28 protein-coding genes are annotated in these 26762 nt (G+C 63.1%); 18 read left to right on the top strand and 10 right to left on the bottom strand.

The window, feature by feature from the left end; genetic code table 11:
* The first annotated feature begins 437 nt into the window (after window positions 1-437).
* The 6 genes from paaA (at window position 438) to Q4P21_RS07905 (ending at window position 5380) form a co-directional block, all read left to right on the top strand.
* Window positions 438-1412 (top strand): 1,2-phenylacetyl-CoA epoxidase subunit PaaA, encoded by a 975-nt coding sequence (gene paaA, locus Q4P21_RS07930; RefSeq protein WP_303388247.1) that lies wholly within the window; start codon window positions 438-440, stop codon window positions 1410-1412.
* Between the two features lie 2 nt (window positions 1413-1414).
* On the top strand, window positions 1415-1741 hold the full coding sequence (gene paaB, locus Q4P21_RS07925) for a 1,2-phenylacetyl-CoA epoxidase subunit PaaB (RefSeq protein ID WP_303388246.1): 327 nt from the start codon (window positions 1415-1417) through the stop codon (window positions 1739-1741).
* Between the two features lie 164 nt (window positions 1742-1905).
* Window positions 1906-2805 (top strand): 1,2-phenylacetyl-CoA epoxidase subunit PaaC, encoded by a 900-nt coding sequence (gene paaC / locus Q4P21_RS07920; RefSeq protein WP_303388254.1) that lies wholly within the window; start codon window positions 1906-1908, stop codon window positions 2803-2805.
* Window positions 2802-3347, top strand: coding sequence for a 1,2-phenylacetyl-CoA epoxidase subunit PaaD (gene paaD / locus Q4P21_RS07915; RefSeq protein WP_303388245.1), 546 nt, complete (start codon window positions 2802-2804; stop codon window positions 3345-3347). The genes paaC and paaD overlap by 4 nt, the downstream gene beginning before the upstream one ends.
* Window positions 3347-4558, top strand: a complete 1212-nt coding sequence (gene paaE, locus Q4P21_RS07910; protein ID WP_303388244.1) for a 1,2-phenylacetyl-CoA epoxidase subunit PaaE — start codon at window positions 3347-3349, stop codon at window positions 4556-4558. Before paaD ends, paaE begins: the two co-directional genes overlap by 1 nt.
* 39 nt (window positions 4559-4597) lie before the next feature.
* Window positions 4598-5380 (top strand): enoyl-CoA hydratase/isomerase family protein, encoded by a 783-nt coding sequence (locus Q4P21_RS07905; protein WP_303388243.1) that lies wholly within the window; start codon window positions 4598-4600, stop codon window positions 5378-5380.
* Here Q4P21_RS07905 and Q4P21_RS07900 read toward each other — a convergent pair.
* Together Q4P21_RS07900 and Q4P21_RS07895 are read right to left on the bottom strand one after the other, a co-directional pair.
* The gene (locus Q4P21_RS07900) at window positions 5367-5921 is read right to left on the bottom strand and encodes a hypothetical protein (protein WP_303388242.1); all 555 of its coding nucleotides are present in this window, start codon (window positions 5919-5921) and stop codon (window positions 5367-5369) included. The two genes, Q4P21_RS07905 and Q4P21_RS07900, sit on opposite strands and share 14 nt — an antisense overlap.
* Before the next feature lie 81 nt (window positions 5922-6002).
* Window positions 6003-6356: a VOC family protein gene (locus Q4P21_RS07895; protein ID WP_303388241.1), complete on the bottom strand. Its 354-nt coding sequence runs from the start codon at window positions 6354-6356 to the stop codon at window positions 6003-6005.
* Window positions 6357-6438: 82 nt separating this feature from the next.
* Here Q4P21_RS07895 and Q4P21_RS07890 point away from each other — a divergent pair, with 82 nt between their 5' ends.
* Window positions 6439-6582, top strand: coding sequence for a hypothetical protein (locus tag Q4P21_RS07890; protein ID WP_303388240.1), 144 nt, complete (start codon window positions 6439-6441; stop codon window positions 6580-6582).
* A gap of 151 nt (window positions 6583-6733) precedes the next feature.
* On the opposite strand, the gene Q4P21_RS07885 is transcribed toward Q4P21_RS07890, so the two are convergent.
* The gene (locus Q4P21_RS07885) at window positions 6734-7282 is read right to left on the bottom strand and encodes a hypothetical protein (protein ID WP_303388239.1); all 549 of its coding nucleotides are present in this window, start codon (window positions 7280-7282) and stop codon (window positions 6734-6736) included.
* Window positions 7283-7351: 69 nt separating this feature from the next.
* Between Q4P21_RS07885 and Q4P21_RS07880 the strand changes: the two genes are divergently transcribed.
* Window positions 7352-7825: a hypothetical protein gene (locus tag Q4P21_RS07880; RefSeq protein ID WP_303388238.1), complete on the top strand. Its 474-nt coding sequence runs from the start codon at window positions 7352-7354 to the stop codon at window positions 7823-7825.
* Window positions 7826-7870: 45 nt separating this feature from the next.
* On the opposite strand, the gene Q4P21_RS07875 is transcribed toward Q4P21_RS07880, so the two are convergent.
* Together Q4P21_RS07875 and Q4P21_RS07870 are read right to left on the bottom strand one after the other, a co-directional pair.
* A complete protein-coding gene (locus Q4P21_RS07875) occupies window positions 7871-8644 on the bottom strand; it encodes an isocitrate lyase/phosphoenolpyruvate mutase family protein (protein WP_303388237.1) in 774 nt (257 codons plus the stop codon).
* Between the two features lie 91 nt (window positions 8645-8735).
* Window positions 8736-9188, bottom strand: coding sequence for an Lrp/AsnC family transcriptional regulator (locus tag Q4P21_RS07870; RefSeq protein WP_207343338.1), 453 nt, complete (start codon window positions 9186-9188; stop codon window positions 8736-8738).
* A 265-nt stretch (window positions 9189-9453) separates the two neighbouring features.
* Here Q4P21_RS07870 and Q4P21_RS07865 point away from each other — a divergent pair, with 265 nt between their 5' ends.
* The 5 genes from Q4P21_RS07865 to Q4P21_RS07845 are packed head-to-tail and all read left to right on the top strand — an operon-like array spanning window position 9454 to window position 15121.
* Window positions 9454-10617, top strand: coding sequence for a thiamine pyrophosphate-dependent enzyme (locus Q4P21_RS07865; protein WP_303388236.1), 1164 nt, complete (start codon window positions 9454-9456; stop codon window positions 10615-10617).
* Complete coding sequence (locus Q4P21_RS07860; protein ID WP_303388235.1) at window positions 10614-11681, top strand: alpha-ketoacid dehydrogenase subunit beta; 1068 nt, start codon at window positions 10614-10616, stop codon at window positions 11679-11681. The genes Q4P21_RS07865 and Q4P21_RS07860 overlap by 4 nt, the downstream gene beginning before the upstream one ends.
* Window positions 11678-13021: a dihydrolipoamide acetyltransferase family protein gene (locus Q4P21_RS07855; protein ID WP_303388234.1), complete on the top strand. Its 1344-nt coding sequence runs from the start codon at window positions 11678-11680 to the stop codon at window positions 13019-13021. Before Q4P21_RS07860 ends, Q4P21_RS07855 begins: the two co-directional genes overlap by 4 nt.
* Window positions 13022-13067: 46 nt before the next feature.
* The gene (locus Q4P21_RS07850; RefSeq protein ID WP_303388233.1) at window positions 13068-13883 is read left to right on the top strand and encodes an MBL fold metallo-hydrolase; all 816 of its coding nucleotides are present in this window, start codon (window positions 13068-13070) and stop codon (window positions 13881-13883) included.
* Window positions 13884-13924: 41 nt separating this feature from the next.
* The gene (locus Q4P21_RS07845; protein WP_303388232.1) at window positions 13925-15121 is read left to right on the top strand and encodes an MFS transporter; all 1197 of its coding nucleotides are present in this window, start codon (window positions 13925-13927) and stop codon (window positions 15119-15121) included.
* Between the two features lie 48 nt (window positions 15122-15169).
* Here Q4P21_RS07845 and Q4P21_RS07840 read toward each other — a convergent pair whose 3' ends face one another.
* Window positions 15170-16072, bottom strand: a complete 903-nt coding sequence (locus Q4P21_RS07840) for a phosphatase PAP2 family protein (protein ID WP_303388231.1) — start codon at window positions 16070-16072, stop codon at window positions 15170-15172.
* A gap of 74 nt (window positions 16073-16146) precedes the next feature.
* Between Q4P21_RS07840 and Q4P21_RS07835 the strand changes: the two genes are divergently transcribed.
* Together Q4P21_RS07835 and menD are read left to right on the top strand one after the other, a co-directional pair.
* Window positions 16147-17139, top strand: coding sequence for an o-succinylbenzoate synthase (locus tag Q4P21_RS07835; protein WP_303388230.1), 993 nt, complete (start codon window positions 16147-16149; stop codon window positions 17137-17139).
* Window positions 17140-17208: 69 nt separating this feature from the next.
* Window positions 17209-18930, top strand: a complete 1722-nt coding sequence (gene menD, locus Q4P21_RS07830; protein ID WP_303388253.1) for a 2-succinyl-5-enolpyruvyl-6-hydroxy-3-cyclohexene-1-carboxylic-acid synthase — start codon at window positions 17209-17211, stop codon at window positions 18928-18930.
* 135 nt (window positions 18931-19065) lie between these two features.
* Here the strand turns inward: menD and Q4P21_RS07825 are convergent, their stop codons facing one another.
* From Q4P21_RS07825 to Q4P21_RS07810, 4 genes are all read right to left on the bottom strand, one after another.
* Window positions 19066-19869: an amino acid ABC transporter ATP-binding protein gene (locus Q4P21_RS07825; RefSeq protein ID WP_303388229.1), complete on the bottom strand. Its 804-nt coding sequence runs from the start codon at window positions 19867-19869 to the stop codon at window positions 19066-19068.
* Window positions 19866-20840, bottom strand: a complete 975-nt coding sequence (locus Q4P21_RS07820; protein ID WP_303388228.1) for an amino acid ABC transporter permease — start codon at window positions 20838-20840, stop codon at window positions 19866-19868. The genes Q4P21_RS07825 and Q4P21_RS07820 overlap by 4 nt, the downstream gene beginning before the upstream one ends.
* Entirely contained in the window at window positions 20837-21760 is a 924-nt protein-coding gene (locus tag Q4P21_RS07815) for an ABC transporter substrate-binding protein (protein ID WP_303388227.1), read from the bottom strand. The genes Q4P21_RS07820 and Q4P21_RS07815 overlap by 4 nt, the downstream gene beginning before the upstream one ends.
* A 164-nt stretch (window positions 21761-21924) precedes the next feature.
* Window positions 21925-23265: an isochorismate synthase MenF gene (locus tag Q4P21_RS07810; protein WP_303388226.1), complete on the bottom strand. Its 1341-nt coding sequence runs from the start codon at window positions 23263-23265 to the stop codon at window positions 21925-21927.
* A gap of 114 nt (window positions 23266-23379) precedes the next feature.
* Here Q4P21_RS07810 and Q4P21_RS07805 point away from each other — a divergent pair, with 114 nt between their 5' ends.
* The 3 genes from Q4P21_RS07805 to Q4P21_RS07795 are packed head-to-tail and all read left to right on the top strand — an operon-like array spanning window position 23380 to window position 26542.
* Window positions 23380-24084 carry a demethylmenaquinone methyltransferase gene (locus Q4P21_RS07805; protein ID WP_303388225.1) on the top strand — a complete coding sequence of 235 codons (705 nt, stop codon included), beginning with the start codon at window positions 23380-23382 and terminating at the stop codon, window positions 24082-24084.
* A gap of 35 nt (window positions 24085-24119) precedes the next feature.
* Window positions 24120-25439 (top strand): geranylgeranyl reductase family protein, encoded by a 1320-nt coding sequence (locus Q4P21_RS07800; RefSeq protein ID WP_303388224.1) that lies wholly within the window; start codon window positions 24120-24122, stop codon window positions 25437-25439.
* On the top strand, window positions 25439-26542 hold the full coding sequence (locus Q4P21_RS07795) for a polyprenyl synthetase family protein (RefSeq protein WP_303388223.1): 1104 nt from the start codon (window positions 25439-25441) through the stop codon (window positions 26540-26542). The genes Q4P21_RS07800 and Q4P21_RS07795 overlap by 1 nt, the downstream gene beginning before the upstream one ends.
* Window positions 26543-26762 lie beyond the last annotated feature (220 nt).

Below are 26762 nucleotides of genomic sequence, written 5' to 3'. Positions count from 1 at the left end.
TCGATGACAGCACAGCCCTTATCGCAACGACAGGCTGCACTGAGGCAATTGTTCAGCTGACGAGCTCCCTGACGGATACGCCTCCTCCAGCGGATGATTCGTGGCAGGTTCAGGAAGCAGTGAGCATCAGCATTGGCACTCCCCTCCATATTTGGGGACCCACTGTTGGTTTCGTCCGACGAGATGATGACAGTCCATGGTTCCTGGAACCCAGAAAGCCCGGACCTCACCGGGTCCGGGTCTGGCCCGGGACCCGCATTCGCCCACGAAGGACTGTACGGGACGACGGGTTCGGTGTGGGCGCATAACCCGGGCCGCATCGTTTGCCGAGTCCTGCCATTCGTTCGTTGACTGACCATGAACCGGGCTATATCCTGAACGAACGGTCGGTAATTAATTTTGCGACTGTCGAAGGGCACTGTGCCGAAGGAGAAACCATGGCAAACGACCAACAACTTCAGGACGCCGCCGGGCAGGCCAACTTTGATGCGATCATCGCCAAGGACTCCCGCATTGAACCGACGGATTGGATGCCGGAGGACTACCGTCATGCGCTGGTGCGGCAAATGTCCCAGCACGCACATTCGGAGATCATTGGCATGCAGCCGGAAGCGAACTGGATCACCCGCGCCCCGAGCCTGAAACGCAAGGCCATCCTCATGGCGAAGGTGCAGGACGAGGCCGGGCACGGGCTGTACCTGTATTCGTCCACGGAAACGCTCGGCACCACCCGAGACGCCATGACGGAACAACTGTTGGCCGGGAAGGCCCGGTACTCCTCCATTTTCAACTATCCGGCCGTGACGTGGGCCGACATGGGCGCCATCGGCTGGATGGTGGACGGCGCGGCCATCACGAACCAAGTCCCGCTGTGCAGGGCGTCGTACGCGCCGTATGCCCGCGCGATGATCCGGATCTGCAAAGAGGAATCCTTCCACCAGCGGCAGGGGTTTGAGATCCTGTTGGAGCTCTCTCACGGGACCCCCCAACAGAAGGCGATGGCGCAGGACGCGGTCAACCGCTGGTACGCCCCGTCGCTGATGATGTTCGGTCCGCCGGACTCGGATTCGCCAAACTCGAGCAAGTCCATGGCCTGGAACATCAAGCGTTTCAGCAACGACGAACTCCGCAACCGCTTTGTGGGCATGCTCGCCGAACAGGCCAAAGTACTCGAACTGGACCTCCCCGACCCCGATGTCCGCTTCAACGAGGACACTGGAAAATGGGAACATGGCCCCCTCGACTGGGAAGAGTTCAAGGAAGTCCTGGCCGGCCGCGGCCCCTGCAACACCCAGCGCATGGAGCGCCGCCGCGCCGCGCATGACGACGGAGCCTGGGTGCGTGAGGCGGCCGCAGCCTACGCCGCGAAACAGTCCGCGGCACAAGCGCAAGCCGAAGGGGAGGCTGCGTAGCCATGAGTCCTGAAGCTGAAGGTACGACGCCGGATCCCGCCCGGGGTGCCCCGCCCTGGCCTTTGTGGGAGGTCTTCGTCCGCTCGAACCGGGGGCTGAGTCACGTCCACGCCGGTTCGCTGCACGCGCCGGACGCCACCATGGCGCTGCGCAACGCCCGCGACCTCTACACCCGGCGCAACGAAGGCGTGTCCATCTGGGTGGTTCCCTCCGACGCCATTGCCGCCTCCGACCCTGACGCCAAGGGCTCCTTCTTCGAATCCCCGCAGGGCAAGGACTACCGGCACGCCACGTACTACGTGAAAAGCGAAGGGGTGAAACACCTGTGATCCCCACCGGCTCCCCTCACTCGCAAGCTCGCGACGGGTCCCGCGCCGGCGTGGGCCCATCCACCGGCTCCCCTCACTCGCAAGTCCCCAGCAGCTCCCCTCGCTCGCAAGCTCGCGATGGGGCCCGCGCTGCTGTGGGCCCCCGCGACGGGTCCCGCGCCGGCGTGGGCCCATCCACCGGCTCCCAGTCGGATGCGGCACACCACCGCAACCCCACGCCCTACTCGCAGGGTGACAGTGCCGCCTCGGCCACCAGGATCACACCGGGCAACGCTCTACGACCTGAAGACATTGCGCTCGCGGCCGCCGAAGGGACGGCCAAGCCAAGCCCGGAAGTGGCCGAATACGCGCTCCGGTTGGGGGACGACGCGCTGATCCTGGCCCAGCGCCTGGGCCATTGGATCTCCCGCGGCCCCGAACTGGAAGAAGACGTGGCGCTAGGCAACATCGCGTTGGACCAACTGGGCCACGCACGCTCCTTCCTGAGCTATGCCGGCGCCGCCTGGGGCAAGACAGAGGACGATCTGGCTTACTTCCGCAGCGAACCAGAATTCCGTTCCGCGCATCTCTTTGAACAACCCAACGGCGACTTTGCCGCCACGATCGCCCGCCAGTTCATCGCCGCCAGTTACCAATTCCTTCTCTACCGGGAACTGAGCCGTTCCAGTGACCCGATGCTGGCAGCCATCGCAGCGAAGGCTGTGAAGGAAGTCGCCTACCACCTTGACCACAGCACGCAATGGGTGCTGCGCCTGGCCGGCGGGACTGAGGAATCCCGACGCCGCATGATCGCGGGGCTGGAGAACATGTGGCCGTATGTCGGCGAGCTCTTCGAGGACGATCCGCTGGCAGCGCAAGTGGGGGACAACGGCGTCGTGCCTTCCAGTCTGAAGAATGAATTTGACCAAAGCACCGGGGCGGTTCTAGCGCAGGCGGAGCTGGAAGTACCCACCTATCCCATGGCCACCGGCGGGGGCCGTCACGGGCGGCACTCGGAACACTTGGGGTACCTGCTGGCGGAAATGCAGGTCCTGGCGCGCGAATTTCCCGGGGCAAGCTGGTGAGCGTCGTGACTGAAACGAACAGGGCCAGAACCGGAATCTCGGAGCAGGAAGCTTGGGATATTGCCGCATCTGTTTGCGACCCCGAACTGCCCGTCCTAACCATCGCAGACCTCGGCATCCTGCGCGCGGTCGAGATCAGCCCGGCGGAGGATGGCAGCGAACCGGTGGTCCGGGTGACCATCACACCGACGTACTCGGGCTGCCCCGCCATGGACACCATCCGCACCGACGTGCACGCGGCCTTCGAGAGGGCTGGCCTGCCGCAAGTTGAAGTGGTGACGGTGTTGGCCCCTGCCTGGACCACCGACTGGATGAGTGCCGAGGGCAGGGCCAAGCTGGAAGCGTTCGGAATTGCCCCGCCCAGCGGGAATTCTCCAGCGGGAGGGCACAGCGGCCCGGTCCGGCTGGCTCTGCAGGTGAAATGTCCACAGTGCCAGTCGCTGAACACGCGGGAGTTGTCCCGGTTCGGTTCCACATCGTGCAAGGCGCTCTACGTGTGCGGGGACTGCAAGGAACCGTTCGACTACTTCAAGGTGCTCTGATGAGCGTCCCCGTCAATGCCGCGGCCCGGCGCAGGGTGTCGTTCCACAAGCTCACCGTGTCCGAGGTGTGGAGGCTGACGGAGGACGCCATCGAGGTCACCTTCGACGTGCCTGCCCGGTTGGCCGGCTTCTACGACTACCTTCCGGGGCAGTACGTGGCGCTGCGCCTGAAGATGCCGGATCCCGACGGGGTACTCCGCGAACTGCGCCGCAGCTACTCACTATGCGCCGTGCCCGTGCAGTTCCCCGACGGCAGCTCAGAATTGAAAGTTGCCATCAAGCGGGACATCGGCGGCGAATTCTCCACCTGGGCCAATGCAGAGCTGGCCGCCGGGGCAGTCATGGAAGTCATGAGCCCGCAGGGCGCGTTCATCTCCCGGCATTCCGGAGACGCGCCCCCGCCGGACCCTGCGCTGAACGTGCTCAACAGCATGAACCACCCTGAAGAGCTGGCCCGCAAGGCCGGAACGTATGTGGCTATCGCCGCAGGCTCCGGCATCACGCCCGTGATGGCCCTGGCAAAGTCGCTCCTGGCCGGAAATGCAGGCACCCGTCTTGATCTGGTCTATGCCAACAAGGCTGCCATGGACGTCATGTTCCTGGAGGAGCTGGCCGATCTCAAGGACAGATACCCGCAACGCTTCGCCCTCCACCATGTGCTCTCCCGCGAACAACGCATTTCCCCGCTACTCAGTGGGCGGCTGGATGCGTCGAAGCTGGAGGTGCTGCTGGGCAAGGCCATCCACGCGGACGACGTCGACGAATGGTTTCTGTGCGGCCCCTTCGAACTGGTCCAACTGTGCCGGGACGTGCTGGAAGCCCGCGGCGTACCGCGGGATAACGTCCGTTTTGAGCTGTTCACCACCGGCCTCCCAGACCATCCGGAAGGGCAGCGAGGACGTCCCGTCCTGATTGATGCCTCTGAGGCAACGTGGAAGCTCACGTTCACCCTGGACGGACTCAGGGCTGACATTCTCAGCCCCGTCCACGCCCGCGAAACCGTTCTGAACGCTGCCCTGCGCGTTCGCCCCGATGTGCCGTTCGCGTGCGCAGGCGGGGTATGCGGCACGTGCCGGGCCAAGCTCGTCTCAGGCGATGTCCACATGGATGAAAACTACGCGCTCGAACCGGAAGAACTGGAAGCGGGCTACATCCTCACCTGCCAGTCCCACCCCACCACGCCGGAGGTCAAGGTTGACTACGACGGCTAGGGCCCAACCAACCGCTGCCACCCACCGCAAGGAGTCACCGTGATTGAGCTGTCCAGCAACAACGGCGTTGCCGAGATCGTGCTGAACGCCCCGGAAAAGCTGAACTCGCTCAACGAGGCTGGGCTGGTCGAGCTGGATGCCGCGTACGATGACGCTGCTGCCGCCGCCTCCGCAGGTACCGTCCGGGCACTGCTCCTCAGGGGGGAGGGACGGGCGTTTTGTGCGGGCCGCGACATTGCCGGGGTGGACGGCGCCAACGACGATGCGCGCGGTTACCTTGAAGGGCTGCTGACGCCGCTGCTACAAAAGATGGCAGCATTTCCGGCACCGACGTTTGCCGCAGCGCAAGGTGCCTGCCTTGGTGTGGGGTTGGGGCTGCTGATCGCCACGGACGTGGTGTATGTGGCGGAGAATGCCAAGTTTGGTTCGCCGTTTGGCAACCTTGGCGCCACGCTGGATTCCGGCGGGCACTGGCTGTTTACCGAAACGCTCGGTGCACACCGCACCCTTGACCTTGTTTACTCCTCTGATTTGATCAGCGGAGCCGAAGCCGTGGCTGCCGGGATGTTTAGCCGTTCCATGCTGGCAGAGGACCTGTTGGACTTCACCCGGGCTGCGGCAGCCAAGGCTGCCGGAGGCCCCACGCTCGCCTTCAACGCCAGCAAGACCCTGGTGGCAGGGATCCGCAGGGAGAGGCTGGGACTGTGGGACGCCGTCGTACTTGAGAATGAAGCGCAGGTGGCGCTGTCGGCCACGGCCGACTACGCGGAAGGCTTCGCCGCCTTCACCGCGAAGCGGAAGCCCACGTTTACGGGGAAGTGACAGCCCCGGCGGTGCGACGGCGGGCGATGAATGGCCACGCGATCGTCAGCGCGCCGAGAAGGGCGAGGACGAGTGCTTCGCCGGGGAAGTCGAATACCCGCAGGATGATGGCTGCGGCCAAATACGGCAGGGCGGCCCATTTGAGCGGTGTGTGCTTCAGCCGGCTGCCCCAGGCAAAGAGCATGAGCGCGAAGTAAACGCTCAGCTCGAAGCGCGCGGACCATTCGACGAAGAAAAACATCGCGGCCACCACGACAAGGACGCCTGCGGCAGAGATGCTTTGGCGGCGGGCTTCGGTCCCCTTCGTGAGGGACAGTGGCAGCCACACAAGCGCGGCGCAGATGGCCGGGATCAGCGGGGTCATGACAAACACGGGCATGCTGATGGTGGCGGGGTTTCCTGAACCAAGCAAAAGCAGCAACGCCGAGAGTAGTGCACCGAGGCCGGCGGCCATGAAGACCAGCCGGTTCACCGCGGGTGCTTCTTGGGCCGCGATGGCGGATGGGTCAGTAACTGGCTGGTCAGCGGGGAGAGACGTCATGGTTCAATCGTCGCAGGTTAATGCTGCGCACAATTTCAGCCGCCTTGTCAGGTGTGCTTTTGTCCCGCTAATGGTGGTCTGTCAATCCCGATGGAACACGATGTTCAGCACGTTGCCGTCCGGAGCGCGGACGAAGAACCTGCGAACACCCCATGGTTCCGTAGTTAGTGGCAGCACAATCTCGTAGCCGAGTTTTTGGGCTTCTGCGTAGGCTGCCTCAACGTCGTCCGTATGGACGGAGATCACTGCGTCTTCGGCTGCGGTGGCGTCGCCAGTGACGAGTTGGACGTTGACCCCAGTGTCAGGCGAGGTGTACCGGGCCACCCAACCCATGTTGAACTCCTCGGTGCTCAGCCCAAGAAAATCCGTGTAAAAGCTCTTCGCCGCCTCAATGTCAGCCACTCGAAGGTTGGCCGTAATGCGTTTAGCGCGCATGTAATTCCCCTGCCTTCAATCAATTTTGATGATGGTCCTGTAGGTGCCGTGAAGTGTTCATCTGCCGCGGCAGATCCAGTCAGTGGTTCAGTTCAGCAGCGGCGAGTTGTTCGACGACGTCGCAGAGCAACCAGCCACGCTCGCGTGCGAGTTCAACGAGGGAAAGCAGATCGCCGCCCTGGTGGATGATCCGGGCAAGGCTATGGCGGTGAGAAAGTTACGGTAGGCATCATGCAGTGCGGTGGTATCCACGGTGGACTCCAATCCTATAAAACTCCCAAACCCAACTTTGCCCCTGTGCCATCGGCCAGTCAAGAAATCGTTGAAGTCACCGCGGGCAGGTGTGTGAAGGGGGCCAGCCGCCGGCACACCGGTGGTTAGTTGGGTCGTAGGTCGGCAATGGCCGGCGTCGTTTCGACTGCCATCCCCAGCTGGCCGCGCGTCACCAAAGCAACGGCCTCCGCGGCCAATATGATGCCGAGCCCCCACCAGTTGGTGGTCTCGACCAAGGAGCCGGGGAACGCTACTATCAGGATCCCCAGGGGGCCGTTGATAGAGGCGTGAGCCAAAATCGCAGCAAGACCGCCGCCCAGGAAGACGATCCCGAGGAGTTGGACTTGATAGAGCATCAGGGCTCCGGCCAAGCTCTCGCTCGTGAACGAGTCCAGTGTGCCTGGCAGAAACAGCACGTCGATCAGCAGAAGTGCGGGAATACCAAGCCGGGCTATGACCCACCACAGCAGCCCGATACGAAGGCTGGTGACGTTCGCCCAAAAGTGTCTGACGTCCGGCTGGCCGTCCGTGACACGAACAAGGATGAGTTCCGCAGCGGCCGGGCCGAGAATGCCGAGAGGATTCACCAGAGCCACCACTTGAATGGAGCCTGGCCAGCCGACCAGGTTCATTGGTGGTCTGACGGTCGGCATTCGCCGAGGGTGGCCTCGTCTTTTGTGAGTGCGGTAGCCTCGATTGAAATCGATACTCGAGGGAGAGCAATGAAACGTTTATCACTTCCAGTTGTTGCCGCGGCGGGCGTCGCAGTTCTTCTACTGGGCGGCTGTTCCGGACAGACCGGGCCCGCAGAACAGACGGCACCCTCCGAACAGGTTGAGCTCAAGGCGTTGGACCGCCCCGCCACGGCTGAGGACACGCTGCCGGCCATGGTCAAATTGCCAGAGGATGTGAACGTTGAAACCACGCGCCTTCTCGTCACCCATGAAGGCGTGCAGTACTTCGCAACTGAAAGCGATGACTCGACAAAGGCCTGCCTGGCAGTGGTTCCTGTGGGAGGCAACGACGGTTGGATTACCGGGTGCAATGGTGGAAACAACAATGGTGAGATCATCATGGTTTCAGGACACGAGGGTGCGCTGCCCACGAAGTTGGTCTCGGATGGATTTGACTCCGGAACGCTGGAATCAAGTGGCTGGATCAAGATCGCGGACAACATCCTTGTCTCTGATCTGTAGCGGTTAAGTTCCGTCGCCGCCCACAGGGGCAGAAACAGCCAGCAATCAGTTCAGCATGCGGGTGCCTTCCGGCAGGGCGCCGTTGTTCATGAGCGCCGTGGCGGCGTCGGCCATGGCGGTCAAGGAAACCCGCTGCATCCACGGCCCATAGGAAATGCGCGCCACACCCAATTCCTGAAGCTTCGCCGGAGCCAGGGACCCCGGCACTCCCATGACGCTGACCAGCCCGCGCCCAATGCCTGCCACGAGAGCCGTCACCGTTGGCTCATCCAGCTTGCCCGGGACAAAGATGCAGTCAGCCCCCACCTCCAGATACGCACGGCCACGTTCGACGGCGGCCTCGAGTATCTCGCGCGGCTCGCGGCCCGCTCCGCGCAGGAAAGCATCGGTGCGGGCGTTGAGCACAAAATCAATCCCCTCTGCAGCTCCGGCGTCCGCCGCCAGTTTCATGCGGGCAACGGCTTCCGGGAGCGGCAGCATCTGGTCCTCGATGTTGGCGCCGACAATCCCGACCCCGACCGCCTTGCGGATGGTCTCACCCGGGCTTCCGTAACCGCGTTCCAGATCAGCAGTGACCGGCAAAACCGTTACTGCTGCGATCCGGCCAACCGCCTCAATCATGGTGGCAGCGGGGATATGCTCACCGTCCTCGTATCCATAGGCTGCGGCAATGGAATGGCTGGCCGTGGCCAGGGCCGTGGTGCCGGGAAGCTCGGCGACCACCTTGGCGCTGACTGCATCCCACACATTGGCCAGCTGAAGGATGTCCGGGGCATGGTGGAGACGGAGAAGTTCAGTTGCCTTGGCTGCGGTGTCCATGGATTCAGCGTAGCTCCGCCACCGCGGTTCCAACAGGGCAGTTCCAACAGGGTTGCGCCGGCGGGGAACGGGCGGGCCAGCGGGCGGCCGGCTACCGGTTGTCCACGTCCTCAAAGATCAAAAATGTCTGCGTGTCCAGCACCCCGGCCATGGATTGGAGCTGGTCGAAGACCACCCGGCGCAGTCCCTGGTTGTCCTCGGCCCGCACCAGCAAAATCACGTCAAAGTCGCCACCGACCAGCGCAATGTGGGCCACCTCGGGGATGGCCCGTAGTTCCTCACGCAGTTCCCGCCACGAGTGCTGGCTGACCTTCAGCGTCACATAGGCGGAGGATTTCAGCCCCGCCTTCACCGGATCCACCAGTGCCGTGAACTTCGTCAGCACGCCGCTGGAGGTGAGTTTGGAAATCCGGGCGTACGCGTGAGCGCGGGAGATGTGCACGTTCTCGGCCACGACACTGACAGACATCCGGCCATCGCGGGTGAGCTCGGCAATGATCCGCCGGTCCACCTCGTCCAGCGGCTCGGGAAGATGCTCTTCCATGATGCTCCTTCACATGCCGGGATGACGGAGGCCGGGAAGGCCCGACGCCGGGAACAACTTGGGCGGCCAACGCGCCTACGGTCGTGGTTGTGTCTTCCAGAGTATGGAGAATCGACGCAAAATTCCAGTGTTTTCAAGAGTTATGGCGACGTTCCGCAAGAAAACACATACTGAGGTTAGCGGAACATCTTTGTTGCTGTAGGGAATCGGTGGGCCTGTTTCACTTCTGGCCGTCCTGCCGCCCGTTGGAAGGAATGAGTGTTCAATGACGAACCATCCGGAATTCCTGGACCACCCGGGAAATGCTGCACTGTTGGCCGGACGCCAAGGCGAGTACCTGCTGCCATCTGCCATCCCCGTCCAGCTGATAAACGAGGAAGGAACTGCCCGCACGGGCGGAAAGTACAAGCAAAACTACCCTCTGCCCGACGCGCCAACACTGTTGGAAGGGTACGGCCAGCTGGTGCTGGGTCGGCGGATCAACGAACAGGCCGGTGCTTTGGTGCGGCAGGGGCGGATGGCGGTGTATCCGTCGTCGTTCGGGCAGGAAGCCTGCCAAGTGGCGGCCTACATGACTTTGCGCCGCAACGACTGGCTGTTCGGCACGTACCGGGACACCGTGGCCATCATGGGCCGCGGCGTCAAGCCCATGGAGGCCTTTGAATCCCTGCGCGGGGACTGGCACAGCGGTTTCGACCCCTACGAATACAACACGGCCCTGCCCACCACTTCGCTGGCCACGCAGCTGCCGCACGCCGTCGGGGTGGCGCACGCGGCCAAGCTGCGCGGCGAGGACACCGTGGTGCTGGCACTGTGCGGCGACGGGGCCACGAGCGAGGGCGACTTCCACGTGGCGTTGAACTTCGCCGCCGTGTTCCACGTGCCGGTCGTCTTCCTGATCCAAAACAACCAGTACGCCATCTCGGTTCCCCTCATCCACCAGTCCGTGGCGCCGTCGTTGGCACACAAGGCGATTGGCTACGGCATGCCGGGGGAGCGCGTGGACGGCAACGACCTGGCCGCCCTGCTTGCGGTGGTGGGCAGTGCCGTGGAACGGGCGCGCAACGGCGGCGGCCCCGCGCTCATTGAGGCGCACACGTACCGGATGGAATCGCACACCAACGCCGACGACGCCACGCGCTACCGCTCCTCGGTGGAAGTGGCGCAATGGGTGCCCAAGGATCCGCTGCTGCGCCTGAAGAAATACCTGCACGACGCCGGACACCTGGCTTCCGCGGACACCGAACGTTTCGCCGTGGCTGCCGATGTCGTGGCCAAGACACTGCGCGATGGGATGAACACGAAGAGCACTCCTGATCCGCTGGACATGTTCAGATACGTTTACAGGGAGCCAACCTCCCAGCTGCGCGAGCAAAGTGCCATGTTGGCCGCGGAACTTGCCGCGGCGCAGCAAGGAGGGGCGTCATGACTGCCACGGCGGTGAATGAAGCCGAGCTTGTTGGAGTCCAGCAGCTGACCTTCGCCAAGGCCCTGACGCTGGCCATGAGCGATGCCATGGCCGCCGATACCTCGGTGATGGTCTTTGGCGAAGATGTGGGAACGCTTGGCGGGGTGTTCCGCGTGACGGATGGGCTGAAGACAAGGTTCGGTGAGGAACGCTGCTTTGACACGCCGCTGGCCGAATCAGGCATTGTGGGGATGGCCGTAGGCATGGCGATCAACGGCATGCGCCCAGTGGTGGAGTTGCAGTTCGATGCCTTCGCCTTCCCGGGGTTTGAACAAATCGTCAGCCATGTGGCCAAGATGGGCAACCGCACGCGGGGAAACATCCGTCTGCCACTGGTCATCCGCATCCCCTACGCAGGAGGTATTGGCGGGGTGGAGCACCACTGTGATTCCTCAGAAGGCTACTACGTCCACACTCCGGGGCTGACGGTCCTCACGCCGTCGAGTGTTGAAGACGCCTACATCCTGCTCCGCGACGCCATCGCCAGCCCTGACCCGGTGGTGTTCATGGAACCGAAGAAGCTGTACTTTTCCAAAGCCACAGTGGACCTCGACGCACTGCGCGCCAGATACACACCCGCTGCGGAGCGCGGCGGAGCCAACGCCGCTCCGTCCAGCATTGGGCACGCCGCCGTCATCCGTGAAGGCACCGACGCAACACTCATCGCCTACGGCCCGTCCGTGGCTCCGGCGCTCGCAGCCGCGGAAACTGCCGCCACCGAGGGCCGGTCGCTACAGGTTCTCGACGTCCGGTCCCTTGTCCCGTTCGACGACGAAACCATCTGCGCCGCCGTCAGGTCCACCGGGCGGGTGGTGGTCATTGCGGAGGCGCCGGGATTCGCTTCGATGGCCTCCGAGATTGCCGCGCGCATCCAGGAACGCTGCTTCCACTCGCTGGCCGCACCGGTGCTGCGGGTGACGGGGTTCGACATTCCCTACCCAGCCCCGAAGCTGGAACAGCACTATTTGCCGGGCGTCGACAGGATTCTGGATGCCGTGGACAAACTTCAATGGGAGGAATCATGAACAGCCAGGGGCAGGTACAGGCAAACGGACAGGTCTTCTTTTTGCCGGATCTGGGCGAGGGGCTGGTGGAAGCCGAGCTCGTCTCCTGGCTGGTTGCCGTTGGGGACACCGTGCACATTGACCAGCCCATCGCTGAAGTTGAAACGGCCAAATCCGTGGTGGAGGTGCCTTCGCCCTATGAAGGCACGGTGACCATCTTGCACGGTGCCGAGGGAGACTCCCTGGAAGTTGGCAAGCCGCTGATCACCATCGCCACCGCTGGGACGGGGGAGTCGGCGGAGCCTGCGGAGACCGGGGAGCTTGCGGACCAGCCGGCGTCTGAGTCGGCCGCTGAGTCGGCGCCGACTCCGGAGTCAGGCGGGTCCGGAAATGTGCTGGTCGGTTACGGGTCTACAGAACCCTCGGGGCCGGGGCGCAGCCGGCCAGCCGTGCGGCAAGCGCCCCTGGTGGTCTCGCCGCTGGTGCGCAAGCTCGCCCAGGACCACGGCATCGCGCTGTCGGAAATCCACGGATCGGGCAGCGACGGACTGATTCTGCGCTCCGACGTTGAAGCTGTCATGGGCTCGGAACCAGCCGCGGGCTCGGAGACAGATCGGGAGCAGGCGGGGGAGGTGTCCGGCGTCGTCGATCAACGCACGGGACTGACCGTGGTGGGTCGGAGGCCGCTGACGGGCCTGAAGAAGGCGGCCGCAGCGGCGCTGGTGCGCAGCCGGAGGGAGATTCCCGACGCCACCGTCTGGGTGGACGTGGACGCGACGCTCCTGGTGGAACTGCGTCGGGGGATGAAGGCGAAGGGTGTGGCGCCGAGCCTGCTTGCCTTCATTGCGCGGTTCGCGGTCGCGGGCCTGGGTCGGTTCCCGGAACTGAACATGCAGCTGGTGAGCGGTGACGGGCAGGACTCGCTGGTGGAATTTGCCGGCATCAACCTGGGCTTTGCCACGCAGACCGAGCGCGGACTGGTGGTGCCGGTGCTCCGCAATGCGCAGGGACGAACTGCCAGGGAGTTGGGCGAGGCCATCGGCGCGCTCACCGAACGCGCGCTGGGTGCACATTCCGGCCCTGCGGAATTGTCGGGCGGCACGTTCACCATCAACAACTACGGTGTGTTGGGCGTGGACGGCTCGGCCGCCATCATCAACTCTCCGGAAGCGGCGATGCTGGGGCTGGGGCGGATCATGGACAAGCCATGGGTGGTGGACGGGGCGCTGTGCGTGCGCAAAATGACGGAGCTGACGCTCGCGTTCGACCACCGTGTTTGCGACGGAGCCGTCGCTGCCGGGTTCCTGCGCTTCGTGGCCGATGCCATGGAAAACCCGGCGGGTGTGCTGGCCGAACTCTAGGCTAGGGGCACGGGGACAACGAGGACGTGCGGATTCGAAAGGACTCATGGTGGGGCAAGACCGTGACGATTGGCAGGCGTTGGGCGGGGGAAGTTTCGTGCTGCGCAGCAGTGCGGCCCGGGCACTGGTGAACATTGGGCTCGTGGTGGGATCCGAACGGGCGCTTGTGATTGATACCGGCTGCGGGCCCCGCCACGGCGCCGAGATCCTGGCGGCGGTGCGCGCCGTGACAGCCCTGCCGCTGGTGGTGGTCAACACGCATGCGCACTGGGACCATTTCTTTGGCAACGCCGTCTTCCGGCAGGACGGTGCGAATCCGTCAGCAGCCCAGCACGATGGTGAGAGGCACCGCGGCGGTCCGGACTTCTGGGCGCACGCGGCCGCAGCACGGGTCATCGCTGGGACGGGGGAGTCGCAACGGGTGTTTGTGGGCGGGCCGGAACCTGAAATGGCTGCCGGGGTTGGGGCGGGAACGGAGATTGTGGTGCCATCCCTCTTGGTGGGCGAAAGGCCAGGCGCGGATGGGCGCGTCGAGACGTCCGTAGAACTGGATCTTGGCGGGATCGTCGTGGATTTGTTCACGCTTGGGCGGGGGCATACCGACGGCGATCTCATGGTGGGCGCACCCGGCGTTCTTTTCGCCGGAGACGTATTGGAGGAAGGTGCGCCGCCGTCCTTTGACGATTCCTACCCTGCAGAATGGGTTGCTGTATTGCGGCGCCTGGCAGGCATGGGCGGAAAATACCCCGTCATGATTCCCGGTCACGGACGGCCCGTTGACGCCACGTTTGCCGCAGCGATGGCGGACATTATGGAGACAGGTGGCCCGGGCAAAACAGGTGGGCTCGTGCCGGCAGGCTGAGTGACGGCAGCCCGGAGAACTGCGGGCGTAGTGTTGAGACGGTGAGCAAGAACTCGAAACCAGGCGAATTCAGCCTGTGGTCCATAGCCGTTCCGGCGTTTGGACCATCCTTGCTGTTTGGGGTTGGCGAAGGTGCCATCCTGCCAATCATTCCGCTGAGCGCTCGCGACATGGGATCCTCCTTGGCCGGTGCCGCGCTGGTGGTGGCTTTGATCGGCATCGGATCGCTGGTCAGCAACATTCCGGCGTCGATCATCACAGCCAAATTTGGTGAACGCCGGGGCATGATGGGTGCAGCAGGACTGAGCCTCGTGGCCCTGTTGCTGTGCGTGTTCTCCACGAACCTGTGGCAATTCGGTACCGGTGTGTTTTTGATCGGCGCAGCAGCCGCCGTGTTCAACCTGGCCCGCCAAAGCTACCTGACAGAGGCCGTTCCCGCGTTCCTGCGGGCCCGGGCCATGTCCACGCTGGGAGGCGTGGGGCGGATCGGACTGTTCGCCGGACCTTTCATTGGCGCGTTCGTCATCCACCTGGTGGGCCTGACAGGTGCCTATTGGGTGGCGGCCGTGGCCATAGCCGCAGCCGGAACGTTGGCCGGCTGGCTGCCGGATCTGGTCAGCGACGCCTCCGTTCCCGTCAAGGGCCCTGCCCCGACCATTCGTTCCCTGGTCATGGCGCACCGCAGAGTATTTCTGACGGTTGGCGTCGGGATATTGCTGGTCAGCGCCGTGCGGTCCTCACGGCAGGTGGTGGTGCCGCTGTGGGCCGACAACCTGGGCCTGAGCCCGGCAGCGACGTCGCTGATTTATGGACTCTCAGGGGCTATTGACATGCTCATTTTCTACCCGTCCGGCAGGATCATGGACAAGAAGGGCCGCAGGGCAGTGGCAGTACCCTCCATGGTCCTCATGGGGATCGCACTACTGCTCATTCCGCTGACAACCGGGGCGGCGACGTTGCTGCTGGCCGCCCTGCTCATTGGCTTTGGCAACGGCATCAGCTCGGGGCTCATCATGACGTTGGGTGCTGACTATGCACCTCGCCGCGGCCGGGCCCAGTTCCTGGGCATCTGGCGGTTCTTCTCGGATATTGGAGGTTCCGGCGGCCCCGCCATTCTGGCTGGGCTGACAGCCGTGGTCACCTTGTCATTCGGCATTGCCGCCACAGGATTCCTAGGTTTGGCAGCAGCCGCTGTGCTGGGCTACTGGATCCCGCGCAACAAGGCCACAGTGCAATGAGTGCATTGAAGGCAACGGTCCCGAGGAGGACTCAGGCAAGTCAACAGACTAACGTGAGGAGCGCCGTCGTACGGGCAGGGTCAGAAGCAGCGTGCCGGCAATGGTGAGCCCGTATCCTGCCACCACGATCTGGGCAACCCCTACCAGGAAGTAGCTGACACTGCTGGCACCTCCATTGGCCGAAACATGGCGCAGGACCAAGGTGGCGGCAGCCCCGGCCAGCAGTACGGCAACCACAGCCAGAGCGGTCCAACCCCGCGAGGACGCCCAATGTTGTTTGGAGCCCAGCCACACATTCCACCCCGGGCCGGAACGCAGCACGAGCAGACCGGCAAGCACGCTCCAAAACGCGACGACGAAGAATGCCGCCACGACGTCGGCCGGGCGGTGCCACTGGTTGATCAGCGTCGAAATCCCGGCAATGATGGCGTAGCTTCCACCCATGAAAGCCGCAGCGGGGCGCCAGCGCGGGGAAACCACCAGGAACACGGCGGCCGCCGCACTGGCAGCGAGCGTGCTGTGCCCCGATGGCAGCGAGTTCAGCGCCAGCGTGTTGATGCCAAGAGCGGGCCTGTCCGGCAGCCCAACTTTGATGACCTGTGTGGTGAGGTTCGCGGCAGCCATGGCGATAAGCGCGATTCCAGCCGCCTTCCACCGCCTCCGGGCAAGGGTCACGAACAGCACCACCACGGCGGCAATGACCACTGAGGTCACTGGCAGAAGATCGAGCACCTGCGCGGTCTGGACACCGATCCGCCGGCGGACCACGGCAGCCTCGACCAGAGCTGACTCGTCAATGAACTGGCCAGTGGTGGTTTCAATGAAGAAACGGTAGCTCAGCAGCAATCCGGCCAGGGCGATGAGTGCCGCGCCCAGAAATGGCCAAGCGGCGACGCGCGCGGCAGTGCGGCCGCGGGGCCCGGTTCGGTGATGTGGGGAACTATTTTTCATCGCCTATAGGTTCCCACAGATTCATGGGAGCTTGCTGACGCTCGGGCAATATGGGTTGGGGCTACAGTGAAGGCATGTTTTCACTTCCCTCCCTGGAGCAGCTTGTTGCCGCCGCCCACGTTGTCGCCCTGCCCATGCGGGTAAAGTTCCGGGGCGTGTTGGTCCGTGAAGTCATGATCCTCGAAGGTCCTGCCGGTTGGTGCGAGTTTGGCCCGTTTCTGGAGTACGACGACGAGGAATCCTCCCGCTGGCTGGCCTCGGCCTTGGAGGCTGGCTGGCTGGGGTACCCCGAGCCGGTGCGCAGCCGGGTTTTGGTGAACGCGACGGTTCCTGCCGTGTCCGCCGAGCAGGTTCCAGCCGTGTTGGCTTCCTTTGATGGTCTGGCCACCGTCAAGGTGAAGGTGGCCGAGGCCGGGCAGTCGATGGCTGATGATGCGGCACGGGTTGGGGCTGTGCGACATTTGCTGCCTGATGCGAAAATCCGGGTGGATGCCAATGGTGGTTGGAGTGTTGAGCAGGCCATCGCCGCTCTGCGCATGTTGAACGTATTTGGCCTTGAATATGCCGAGCAGCCTGTGGCCGGCATTGCTGAAATGGCGGCCGTGCGGCGTACGCTGAACGGCTCGGTGCTCATTGCTGCCGATGAGAGTGTCCGCAAAGCCAGCGACCCGCTGGCGGTGGCCCGTGCCGGAGCGGCCGACCTGTTGGTCATCAAGGCAGCGCCGCTGGGAGGGGTCCGTCGTGCACTGGAGATCGTGGCAGAAGCCGGGCTGCCTGCGGTGGTCAGCTCCGCGCTGGATTCCTCCGTGGGGATCAGCACGGGATTGGCACTGGCCGCAGCGCTGCCGGAACTGCCGTACGCGTGCGGTTTGGGCACGGTGTCCCTCATGGCAGGAGACGTGACAACACCGAGCCTGGTCGCCCTCAATGGCGGCATGCACGTGCGTGAGGTGGTGGCAGATCCGGACCTTCTGGCCCACTTTGCCGCTCCGGCGCAACGGCATGACTGGTGGCTGGAGCGCCTGCGCCGCTGCCACGCCTTGCTTCGCCAACCATCCGAATGGTGAGAGCCCATACCCGCTCAACCATTACCTGCGCCGGATGGCTAGAGTAGTTGCGTGACTTTACTAAGCTCGATGGATGCTGCCCGCTATGTTGTGGATGCCTTGGAACGGGCAGGGGTTGGCCATGTGGTGGTGGCGCCCGGCTCCCGTAGCGCCCCTTTGGTGTACGCCCTCGCGGAGGCCGAAGCAGACGGCAGACTCAGCGTCCATGTACGTATTGACGAACGTGTTGCCGGATTTACGGCGCTGGGGCTCGCATTGGGTTCCAATTCCCCCGTTGCAGTGCTCACAACTTCCGGAACTGCTGTGGGGAACCTGATGCCCGCCGTAATGGAAGCCAATCATGCCGGCATACCCTTGATCGTCTTGTCCGCAGACCGCCCCGAGGAGTTGCGCGGCACCGGGGCAAACCAAACAACGCAGCAACTCGATCTCTTTGGCGAGCACGTGCGCTTTGCCACCGACGTGCCCGCCGGCACCGACCCCACAAGCGCCATCTCCACCGCAATGAGCGCCGCCCGAGGACGGCTCGAAGGTATCCCAGCCGGACCCGCACAAGTCAATCTGGCCTTCCGCGACCCGCTGACACCTGCCCTTGACGGTTCAGAATGGGAGCGCCTGCTGCCGGTGGTTGAAGGCTCGGTGGTTGAGGACTCGGCGGTTGAGCCTATCGAAACCACTGGATCTCGCTCCCCAACCGCTCCGCAAGCTCGACCAGCGCAGGCGCTGCCTTCCTCGAGTCACCGGACTGTTGTTGTGGCGGGGCACGGTGCCGGACCCGAGGCTGAGTACTTTGCCCGGCTCCTGGGCCTGCCACTGCTGGCCGAGCCATCTTCCAACGCCCGCTTCGGCCCGAACGCAGTAGGCCCCTACCGATTGCTGCTGGAGCAGTTCGGCCCGGACAGCGCACAACCTATCCAGCGGGTGGTGCTCTTTGGCCGCCCCACCCTGTCGCGGCAGATCAGTGCACTGTTGGCGGATACGTCCTTGGAACGTGCCCTATTCCTTCCCACCCCGGTCCCGTGGTTTGAAGCAGGCCGCCGCACTGAATTGATCCTGACACAGTGGGATCAGCTGATGGGCTTTGCCGGTCGCGGACCCGAAGGCTGGCTGCAGGCTTGGCAGGGAGCATCCGCCAAGGCAGAAGTTGCACTGGACACGGCACTGGACCCGGGACTCAGTGGCGGGGTGCTGACTGGTCCCCGAGTGGCGCGTGCCCTGTGGGCCAGGGCGCAGCAGGATCCGGGGAGCAATCTCATGCTGGGTTCTTCAAACCCGGTCCGCGACGTCGACCTCGCTGGCAGGCCCACAGCTGAGAATCGGGTGGACGTCTACGCGAACCGCGGACTGTCCGGCATTGACGGCACCGTTTCCACAGCGAGCGGACTGGCATTGGCCACGAACAGGCCAACGCGTTTGCTGCTCGGCGATGTGACGTTCCTACATGATTCCGGTGCACTCGCCACCGGCCCTGCCGAACAGCCGGTACAGTTGCAAATCGTCGTACTCAACGACGCAGGCGGGGGGATTTTCTCAGTGCTGGAACATGGCAGGTTGGCGCAGGCACCCAACTACGCCTCCGCCGTCGAACGCTTCTTTGGCACTCCACATACGGTGCAGCTCGCTGCGCTCGCCACAGCCTACGGGTGGGAGCACACGCTGGTGAACACCGCTGCGGAACTGGATGCCGCGCTCGCCGCGCCGGTCCATGGCCGGCACATCATTGAGGTGGCGGCAAGCCGGGCAGGCCTGCGGGAACTGCATGCGCGGATTAGCAAGGCGCTGGCGGTCTAGGACGATTGGGAATCTTGCCAAAAATTGGCGGCGGGGCAGATTAGCCCGCAGGCGACGTCAGGGAGGCCGAGGCCGCCCGCGGCCGATTGGCCGGAAAGTCGCTGAGGATATTATCTGCCCCGCCGTCTAGCCGCGCTACAGCACGCGGCTGAGGAACTCCTGCGTCCTGTGGTGCTGCGGGTTGGCGATGATCTCGCGCGGATTGCCGCTTTCCACCACTTGGCCGGCGTCCATGAACGTCAGCGTGTCACCCACTTCGCGGGCAAAACCGATCTCGTGGGTTACCACAATCATGGTCATGCCCGATTTGGCAAGGTTTTTCATGACTTCCAAAACGTCACCCACCAGCTCGGGGTCCAAGGCTGAGGTGGGCTCATCAAAGAGCATGAGCTCCGGCTCCATGGCCAAGGCCCGGGCAATGGCAACGCGTTGCTGTTGCCCACCGGAAAGCTGCGCCGGGTAGTAGTTTGTACGGTCGGACAAACCGACCATTTCCAGTAGTTCGTGCGCCTTCAATTTGGCGGCCGTCTTGGACTGGTGCTTGACCTGCGTGGGCGCCTCAATGACGTTCTGCAGGGCAGTTTTGTGCGGGAACAGGTTGAAGCGTTGGAACACCATCCCGATCTCTCGGCGCTGGGCGGCAATTTGCTTGCTGCTCAGGTCGTGGAGGCGCCCGTTGCGTTCACGGTAGCCAATGAGTGCATCGTGAACGTAGATCCGCCCGGCGCTGATGGTTTCCAGCAGGTTGATGCAGCGCAGCAATGTCGACTTGCCCGAACCGGATGGGCCGATGATGACGGAGACCTCGCCGGGGTTGACCTGCAGGTCTATGCCCTGCAGGACATGGTGGTCGCCGAAGAACTTGTGCACGTTCTCAATCGAGACCAACGGCTTGACAGCAGCGCCTTGCTTCTGGGAAGTTGCCGAAGTTTCTGTCATGGCTGCTGGCCTTTCACGGTCCCGCTGGAATTGGGTATGCCCCCGGCATGCGCGGCCGCAGCTGCGGCGGTTGCCTTGACGGGTTTGTGCGTGATGTTGTCAACGCCCTTGCCGTAGTACCGCTCGATGTAAAACTGTCCCACCATCAACAATGACGTAATCACCAAGTACCAGATGGCGGCCACGATCAGCAGGGGGATGGGCAGGTACGTGCGGTTGGCAATGGTGTTCGTGACGAACGTCAGGTCCAGAGTGAACGGGATGGCCAAAACCAGTGAGGTTGTTTTGAGCATGCCAATGGTTTCGTTGCCGGTTGGCGGGACAATGACCCGCATCGCCTGTGGCAGGATGATGCGCCACATGATCTTGGAGCGGCGCATGCCCAGTGCTTCCGCAGCTTCCATCTGACCGTTGTCGACGGACTTCAAGCCAGCGCGGAAGATTTCAGCCAGGTATGCAGACTCGTTCAGGCCCAGGCCAACAATGGCACCCACCAATGCAGTGATGATGGTTTGGGTGTCGAAGGAGAGCCATTCGGGCCCGAACGGAACGCCAAGGACGATCTTTGGGTACAGCACGGAGACAAGTCCCCAAAACACCAATTGCGTGTAGACGGGCGTGCCGCGGAAAAACCAGACCCAAGCCCAGGAAACGTATCGGAACAGCGGGTTCTCGGATTGACGCATGAAGGCCAGCAAGATTGCCAACACAATCGCAATGATCATGGACGCAACTGTCAACAGCAGCGTCCAGCCGATGCTCTGCAACACCAAGATGTCAAAGAGGTACTTGCCGACGGTCTCCCAGCGGAAGTTCTTGTTGGTGATAAGGCTCTGGATGACCAAGGCCACGAAGAGCAGTATGACTGCTGCACCAACCCAGCGACCGGGATGACGAACGGGAATTGCCTTGATTAGGTCAAGGCCACCATCCGTGCCAGCTTGCGCCTCACGCACGGTGCGATCACTCAATTGCTTGCCGTCGGATTCAGCACAGCCTTGGCGATTGCGCCTTCATCGTTGTTCCAATCCTTGAGGATCTGGGTGTAGACGCCGTCAGCCATAAGCTTGTTCAGGACTTTTTCAACGACCCCGGCAAAGACGGTGTCATCCTTCGCGATGGCGATGCCCTGCTGAGCCGCGTCATACAGGTCGCCCAGCGTCTCCAGCGAGTCGCCGGTCTTCTGCAGGGCATTCTTAATGATGGGTGAATCGGCGCTCATCGCGTCGATGCTGCCGCTGACAAGGCGTGTGGTCACATCAGTCTGGTTCTTGAGCGAGATAATTTCAATGGCGGGTTTGCCAGCGGCAACACAGGCTTTGGAACGGTCGGAGACATCGGGATCTTCTTCAACTGTTCCGGTCTGGACGCCCACCTTCTTGCCACAGAGGTCGTCCAGGGAGATGCCCTTGGGGTTGCCCTTCTGTACCGCCCAGAGAACGCCAGCATTGAAGTAGCTGACAAAGTTCACGGCCTTGGACCGTTCGGGGGTGATGGTGAAGGAGGAGATGCCCAAGTCGTACTTGGAACCCAGGCTAGGCAGGATCGTGGAGAATTCAGACGTATGCACGTCCACCTTCTTGCCCAAGACGGCGCCAATGGCCTTGGCAAGGTCAACGTCGTAGCCAATGGGAGTCTGGCCGTCGGCCGCCAGGAACTCAGCAGGTTCGTAGGACGTGTCGGAACCAACATCCAAAGTCGCCTTGTCCTTAAGTGCAGCCGGCAGCATGGCAATCAGCGCATCGTCCTTGGCAACGGTGGAAGGATCAAAGGTGGCGCTGCCGCTGCTGCTGTTGGGGGTTACTTCGGCATTGTTGCAACCGGTTAGTGCCATGGCTGAAACAGCAAGAACAGCTGCAATCTGCAGCCCCATTTTGGTTGGATTACGCATTTTTACCCTTTATTTCGTTGTGAGATGCCAGCAATGGAAAATAGTCTATCCTGCAGTGATGTGCATCACGGTAAACAATATTTTGCTATTGAACAACTTTATTGGGTCTTAGGCAAGACTTTGCAAAAGACTGTTGTCTGGAGTTCCAGACGAGAGGAATGCTCTTACGTGTGGGTGTGCAGATTGAGTGCCTGCAGCATGGGGCGAAACTTTGCCCACGTCTCGGCGAGTTCCGCCTCAGGATCGGAAGCCTCAACAATGCCGGCACCTGCATACAGTCGTGCATGGCGGGAGTCTTCCAGGACGGCACCGCGCAAGGCGATGCCCCATTCCCCGTTGCCTGCCCCATCCATCCAACCAACTGGCCCGGCGTAGGGGCCGCGGTCCATCTTCTCCAACTGCAGGATGAGCCGCCCAGCGTCATCACGGGGGGTCCCGCAGACTGCAGCCGTGGGATGCAATGCCTCAACCAAGGCCAGAGAGCTGGGAAGATGACCGTTGGAGCTGGCCAGCTCGGCCGTGACATCAGAGGCCAGATGCCACACGTTGGGCAGCTCGAGAATAAACGGTTCGGGGGGGAAGGAGAGGTCCGAAGCGAAAGGGGTCAATTGGCGAACCAGCGAGCGCACGGCAAAGTCGTGCTCTTGGCGCTGCTTGATCGACCCGCCCAGAACAGTGCTGGCAAAGCCCGTGGAGCCGGCTGGTTCATCCTCACGATCAAGGGTTCCAGCCAACACGCGGGCCTGGGCCGTGGAGCCGTCCACCTTGATCAAAATCTCAGGAGTGGCGCCAACCAAGCCGCGCACTCCGTAGGTCCAACACTCCGAATAAAGATCGAGCAATCGTTGCAGAATTGAAACTCTGCGCACCGGATCATCGAACGTGGCCACCACATCGCGGGCCAAAACGACCTTTTCCAAGCCACCGCGCGCTATCGCAGCCACCCCGGCGGACACTGTGTCCTTCCACTGTGCCTCGGTGAGCGCCCCGGACTGGACGGTGCCTGCGGAGGCGGGGCCCGGCGTCGTACTTATTGCGGAGCCAGCTAGTTCTCTACGCAGGAGGGCCAAGGCGGAATCGGTGGTGGGGGTGGCGCAGTCAAGAGACAGCTGGGTGAGCCATGCAGTGCCGCCGAAGAAGCCGACCACGAGCTCGGGCACAATCAGCACGGACCTAAAGGAGCTGGTTTTGGAGAAGGCAAAGGAGCCAAAAGCCATGGGCCCGGTGCCCGGCATGCGTATGGAGTCGCTGACGTCGGCCCAGAGCAGCAGCTTCCGCCACCACCGTTCGGCGTCAGAGAAGCGGCTGGGGCCGGTGCCTTTGAAAATCGCGATCTGGCCGAGGCCCACCAGGCCTTCACCGCGACGCAGCCAACACAGCGGATCATCGGTGGACAGTGCGCCCAACAAGCTGTCAGCGGAGGACACGTTGAGGCCTGAGAGTGTGGCCGGATCCAGGGCCATGGTCAGGGTGCGCAGCGAATGGGTGCCCAAGGAAGCAGTCATGATGAGTCAAGATTACTCGCCCGGGAGCCAAAGTCCGGCCCCAGCGCGGTGTGATGGCCCACAAGTGGGGTGCAACCGCGCGCGAAGTACAGCAAAGTTTGAGAGACTATGGGGGTGAAGCGTGCATCCTTGGAGAAGCGTCCGGAAGAAATGGCCGCCATGTTTGACGACGTGGCCCCTAAATACGACATTGTCAATGACATTCTGTCCATGGGACAGACGCGTCGTTGGCGTCGCGTTGTGGTTGACGCGGTAGACGCCGCGCCCGGGCAAAAAGTCCTGGATCTGGCCGCCGGCACGGGTACCTCAAGCGAACCGTACGCAGACGCAGGTATCCACGTGGTGGCCTGCGACTTCTCCATAGGCATGCTCAAGGTGGGTAAGCGCCGCCGCCCCGACATTGATTTTGTCGCCGGTGACGCCATGAACCTGCCGTTTGCCGACAACTGCTTTGACGCCTCGACCATTTCCTTCGGCCTGCGCAACGTCATGGATCCGAAGAAGGCCCTGCGCGAGATGCTGCGCGTGACCAAACCCGGTGGCAAGGTTGTGGTGGCGGAGTTTTCACACCCCACGGTGGCCCCGTTCCGCACCGTCTACACCGAATACTTGATGCGTGCGCTGCCGCCCATTGCTCGGACGGTCGCCTCCAACCCGGACGCCTACGTCTATCTGGCCGAGTCCATCCGCGCGTGGCCCAACCAGGACAGTCTGTCCGCCTGGCTGAGCGAATCAGGCTGGCGGGATGTCACCTATCGGAACTTGAGCGGCGGCATTGTGGCCGTCCACCGCGCCACCAAGCCGCTGCCGACCAACTAGCGCCCGCTCCACCAACTAAAGGAACTCCGCACACTGTGAAGGTACTGATCGTGGGGGCCGGCCCTGCCGGATCCACAGCCGCCTACCACCTGGCCACGGCCGGGATCGACGTGACCGTGCTGGAAAAGACCCGCTTCCCGCGAGAAAAAGTCTGCGGTGACGGCCTGACGCCGCGCGCCGTGCGCGAAATGCAGCTCATGGGCCTCCCGCATGACCCCACCGAAGGTTGGCGCCGCAACAAAGGCCTGCGCCTGATCGCCGGCGGCCGGCAAATCGAGGTCCCCTGGCCGGAGCTGAGCAACTTCCCCGACTACGGCCTGATCCGCACCCGCCTGGGCTTCGACGAGGCCCTTGCAGCGCACGCCCGGGCCGCGGGTGCCGTCATCCTCGAGGGCCACTCCGTCTCCACCGCGCTGACGGACGACGCCGGAACCGTCGTGGGTGCCAGGGCGTCGCTTTTGGATGACTCGGGCAGGAAGACGGGTGAGTCCGTGGACTTCTTTGCCGATGTGGTGCTGGCTGCCGATGGTAACTCCACCCGTACTGCTGTCTCCCTGGGGCATGAAAAGCGTGACGACAGGCCGATGGGCGTCGCATACCGCACTTACTTCACCTCCCCGCGCCACGATGACGACTGGATGGAGGGTTGGCTGGAGCTGAACTCGCCGGATGGCAAGGTCCTGCCCGGCTACGGCTGGGTGTTCGGTGTCGGGGACGGCACTTCCAACGTCGGCTTGGGCATTTTGAACTCCTCCAAGGAATTCGGAAAATTGGACTACCGCCAGGTGCTGCGCGATTGGACTGCCGCAATGCCCGCTGAGTGGGGGTTCACGGCCGAAAACCAGGTGGGCCCCATTCGCGGCGCCGCATTGCCCATGGGCTTCAACCGGACGCCGCACTACTCCGCAGGCCTGATGCTGCTGGGCGATGCCGGTGGCATGGTCAGCCCGTTCAACGGCGAAGGTATTTCCTACGCCATGGAATCCGCTCGGTTCGCAGCCGAGTTCATTGTCCGGGCAGCAGGCACCAACTCCGCGTTGGCCGCCAACCACGCACTCTCCGGCTACAGTGACTTTGTCCGCGACGAGTGGGGAAGCCACTTCACCCTGGGACGCGCATTCGCCTCACTCATCGGCAAACCGAGCATCATGAAATTGGCACTGCGCACAGGCATGCCCTTGCCCGTGTTGATGCGGTTCGTGGTGCGCCTGATGGCGAATCTCACGGACAAGAACGAACACGGTTTTGAGGATAGAGTGATTCATTTACTGGAGAAAATGGTTCCCGCCACCGGAAACCAGGACATGTCAGGCATATCCAAGCAACAATCCCTTCCACTAGTTAGTGTTAAGTAGTGACTACTTCTGCGAACCACAGCTGGGCCCCCGCTGGTCAAGGACGCCCTGAATCGCACGACCCCAATCCCAGCACCATGGCCATCGCCACGGAAATGCAACTACCGTCCGGGTTTTCAGCCGTTGCTGACGATCCGGATCTGGGACCCTCCATCGCCATGAGCTTGGCCCGGGTGGAGAAGCGGCTGCGCGAGGCGATTTCCCACTCCGACCCGTTGGCCGATGCGACCAGCCGCCACCTCGTTGAAGCCGGCGGCAAACGGATCCGTCCGCTGCTGGTACTTCTAGCCGCCCACCTCGGGGACCCGAACCGGGACGAAGTGGTGCAGGCTGCCGTCGTGGTTGAACTGACGCACCTGGCCACCCTGTACCACGATGACGTCATGGATTCCGCTCCCTTCCGCCGCGGCGCCCCCACGGCGCACGAGGTTTGGGGCAACACGGTGGCCATTCTGACCGGGGACCTCATCTTTGCCCGCACCTCCATTCTGGTGTCGGAACTCGGCGGGCGGGCGCTGGGCATCCAGGCCCGCACCTTTGAACGCCTGTGCCTGGGCCAGCTGCATGAAACCGTGGGGCCGCGCGACGACGAGGACCCGATTGAGCACTATCTGTCCGTCATTGCAGACAAGACCGGATCGCTCGTGGCCGCGTCGGGGCAACTTGGCGCGATCTTCGCCGGGGTCGACGAGGAAATTCAGGACGTGCTGTTGGAGTACGGTGAAAAGGTGGGCGTGGCGTTCCAGCTGGCCGACGACGTCATTGACGTCACAGGATTGAAGCAGGTGTCCGGGAAGGTGCCCGGCACGGACCTGCGCGAGCGCGTGCCAACCATGCCGGTGCTGTTGCTGCGCAAGGCTGCGGCAGCCGGTGATGCCGAAGCTGCTGCCGTGCTTGCACTTGTTGACGGCGACTTGGACAGTGACGAGTCATTGACAGCCGCCGTGACGGCGCTGCGTGAGCACCCAGTGACCGCTGAATCGTGGGCTGTGGCCCGGGAATGGTCTGCTGCGGCCATTGCAGTGCTGGCACCCATGCCAGAAGGCACCGTAAAGACGGCTCTTGCCTACTTCGCTGAAGCCGTGGTCGACCGCGACCTGTAAGCGGGGCTTGGCCGATTCGCTTCAGCAGGGGCGTGTCGCAGTCAGCTGGTGCGTCCACCCATCCTCGGGAGAAGGAAGGGGCTGGCACCTTCTTCGCTGTTGTTCCAGTGAGTTGGAGTACTCGTGCGGCGTGCTGCGGCTTCGGCCGCGCTGGCCAGTCCGGCGTCCTCAACACTGAGCATCATGCTGCTGTGCTGGAGGTTGAAGAAGCGGATCACAA

Source organism: Arthrobacter sp., assembly GCF_030540645.1.
GTDB lineage: Bacteria > Actinomycetota > Actinomycetes > Actinomycetales > Micrococcaceae > Specibacter.
This window is presented reverse-complemented; position numbering and strand designations above follow the sequence as displayed.

Coding starts and splice junctions, on each gene's coding strand:
- Q4P21_RS07810 (WP_303388226.1), bottom strand. CDS start 23,265: ATGACTGCTTCCTTGGGCACCCATTCGCTGCGCACCCTGACCATGGCC.
- paaA (WP_303388247.1), top strand. CDS start 438: ATGGCAAACGACCAACAACTTCAGGACGCCGCCGGGCAGGCCAACTTT.
- Q4P21_RS07855 (WP_303388234.1), top strand. CDS start 11,678: ATGAACAGCCAGGGGCAGGTACAGGCAAACGGACAGGTCTTCTTTTTG.
- Q4P21_RS07900 (WP_303388242.1), bottom strand. CDS start 5,921: ATGACGTCTCTCCCCGCTGACCAGCCAGTTACTGACCCATCCGCCATC.
- Q4P21_RS07870 (WP_207343338.1), bottom strand. CDS start 9,188: ATGGAAGAGCATCTTCCCGAGCCGCTGGACGAGGTGGACCGGCGGATC.
- Q4P21_RS07875 (WP_303388237.1), bottom strand. CDS start 8,644: ATGGACACCGCAGCCAAGGCAACTGAACTTCTCCGTCTCCACCATGCC.
- paaB (WP_303388246.1), top strand. CDS start 1,415: ATGAGTCCTGAAGCTGAAGGTACGACGCCGGATCCCGCCCGGGGTGCC.
- Q4P21_RS07815 (WP_303388227.1), bottom strand. CDS start 21,760: ATGCGTAATCCAACCAAAATGGGGCTGCAGATTGCAGCTGTTCTTGCT.
- Q4P21_RS07840 (WP_303388231.1), bottom strand. CDS start 16,072: ATGAAAAATAGTTCCCCACATCACCGAACCGGGCCCCGCGGCCGCACT.
- Q4P21_RS07835 (WP_303388230.1), top strand. CDS start 16,147: ATGTTTTCACTTCCCTCCCTGGAGCAGCTTGTTGCCGCCGCCCACGTT.
- Q4P21_RS07825 (WP_303388229.1), bottom strand. CDS start 19,869: ATGACAGAAACTTCGGCAACTTCCCAGAAGCAAGGCGCTGCTGTCAAG.
- menD (WP_303388253.1), top strand. CDS start 17,209: ATGGATGCTGCCCGCTATGTTGTGGATGCCTTGGAACGGGCAGGGGTT.
- Q4P21_RS07885 (WP_303388239.1), bottom strand. CDS start 7,282: ATGCCGACCGTCAGACCACCAATGAACCTGGTCGGCTGGCCAGGCTCC.
- Q4P21_RS07860 (WP_303388235.1), top strand. CDS start 10,614: ATGACTGCCACGGCGGTGAATGAAGCCGAGCTTGTTGGAGTCCAGCAG.
- Q4P21_RS07895 (WP_303388241.1), bottom strand. CDS start 6,356: ATGCGCGCTAAACGCATTACGGCCAACCTTCGAGTGGCTGACATTGAG.
- Q4P21_RS07880 (WP_303388238.1), top strand. CDS start 7,352: ATGAAACGTTTATCACTTCCAGTTGTTGCCGCGGCGGGCGTCGCAGTT.
- Q4P21_RS07865 (WP_303388236.1), top strand. CDS start 9,454: ATGACGAACCATCCGGAATTCCTGGACCACCCGGGAAATGCTGCACTG.
- paaE (WP_303388244.1), top strand. CDS start 3,347: ATGAGCGTCCCCGTCAATGCCGCGGCCCGGCGCAGGGTGTCGTTCCAC.
- Q4P21_RS07850 (WP_303388233.1), top strand. CDS start 13,068: ATGGTGGGGCAAGACCGTGACGATTGGCAGGCGTTGGGCGGGGGAAGT.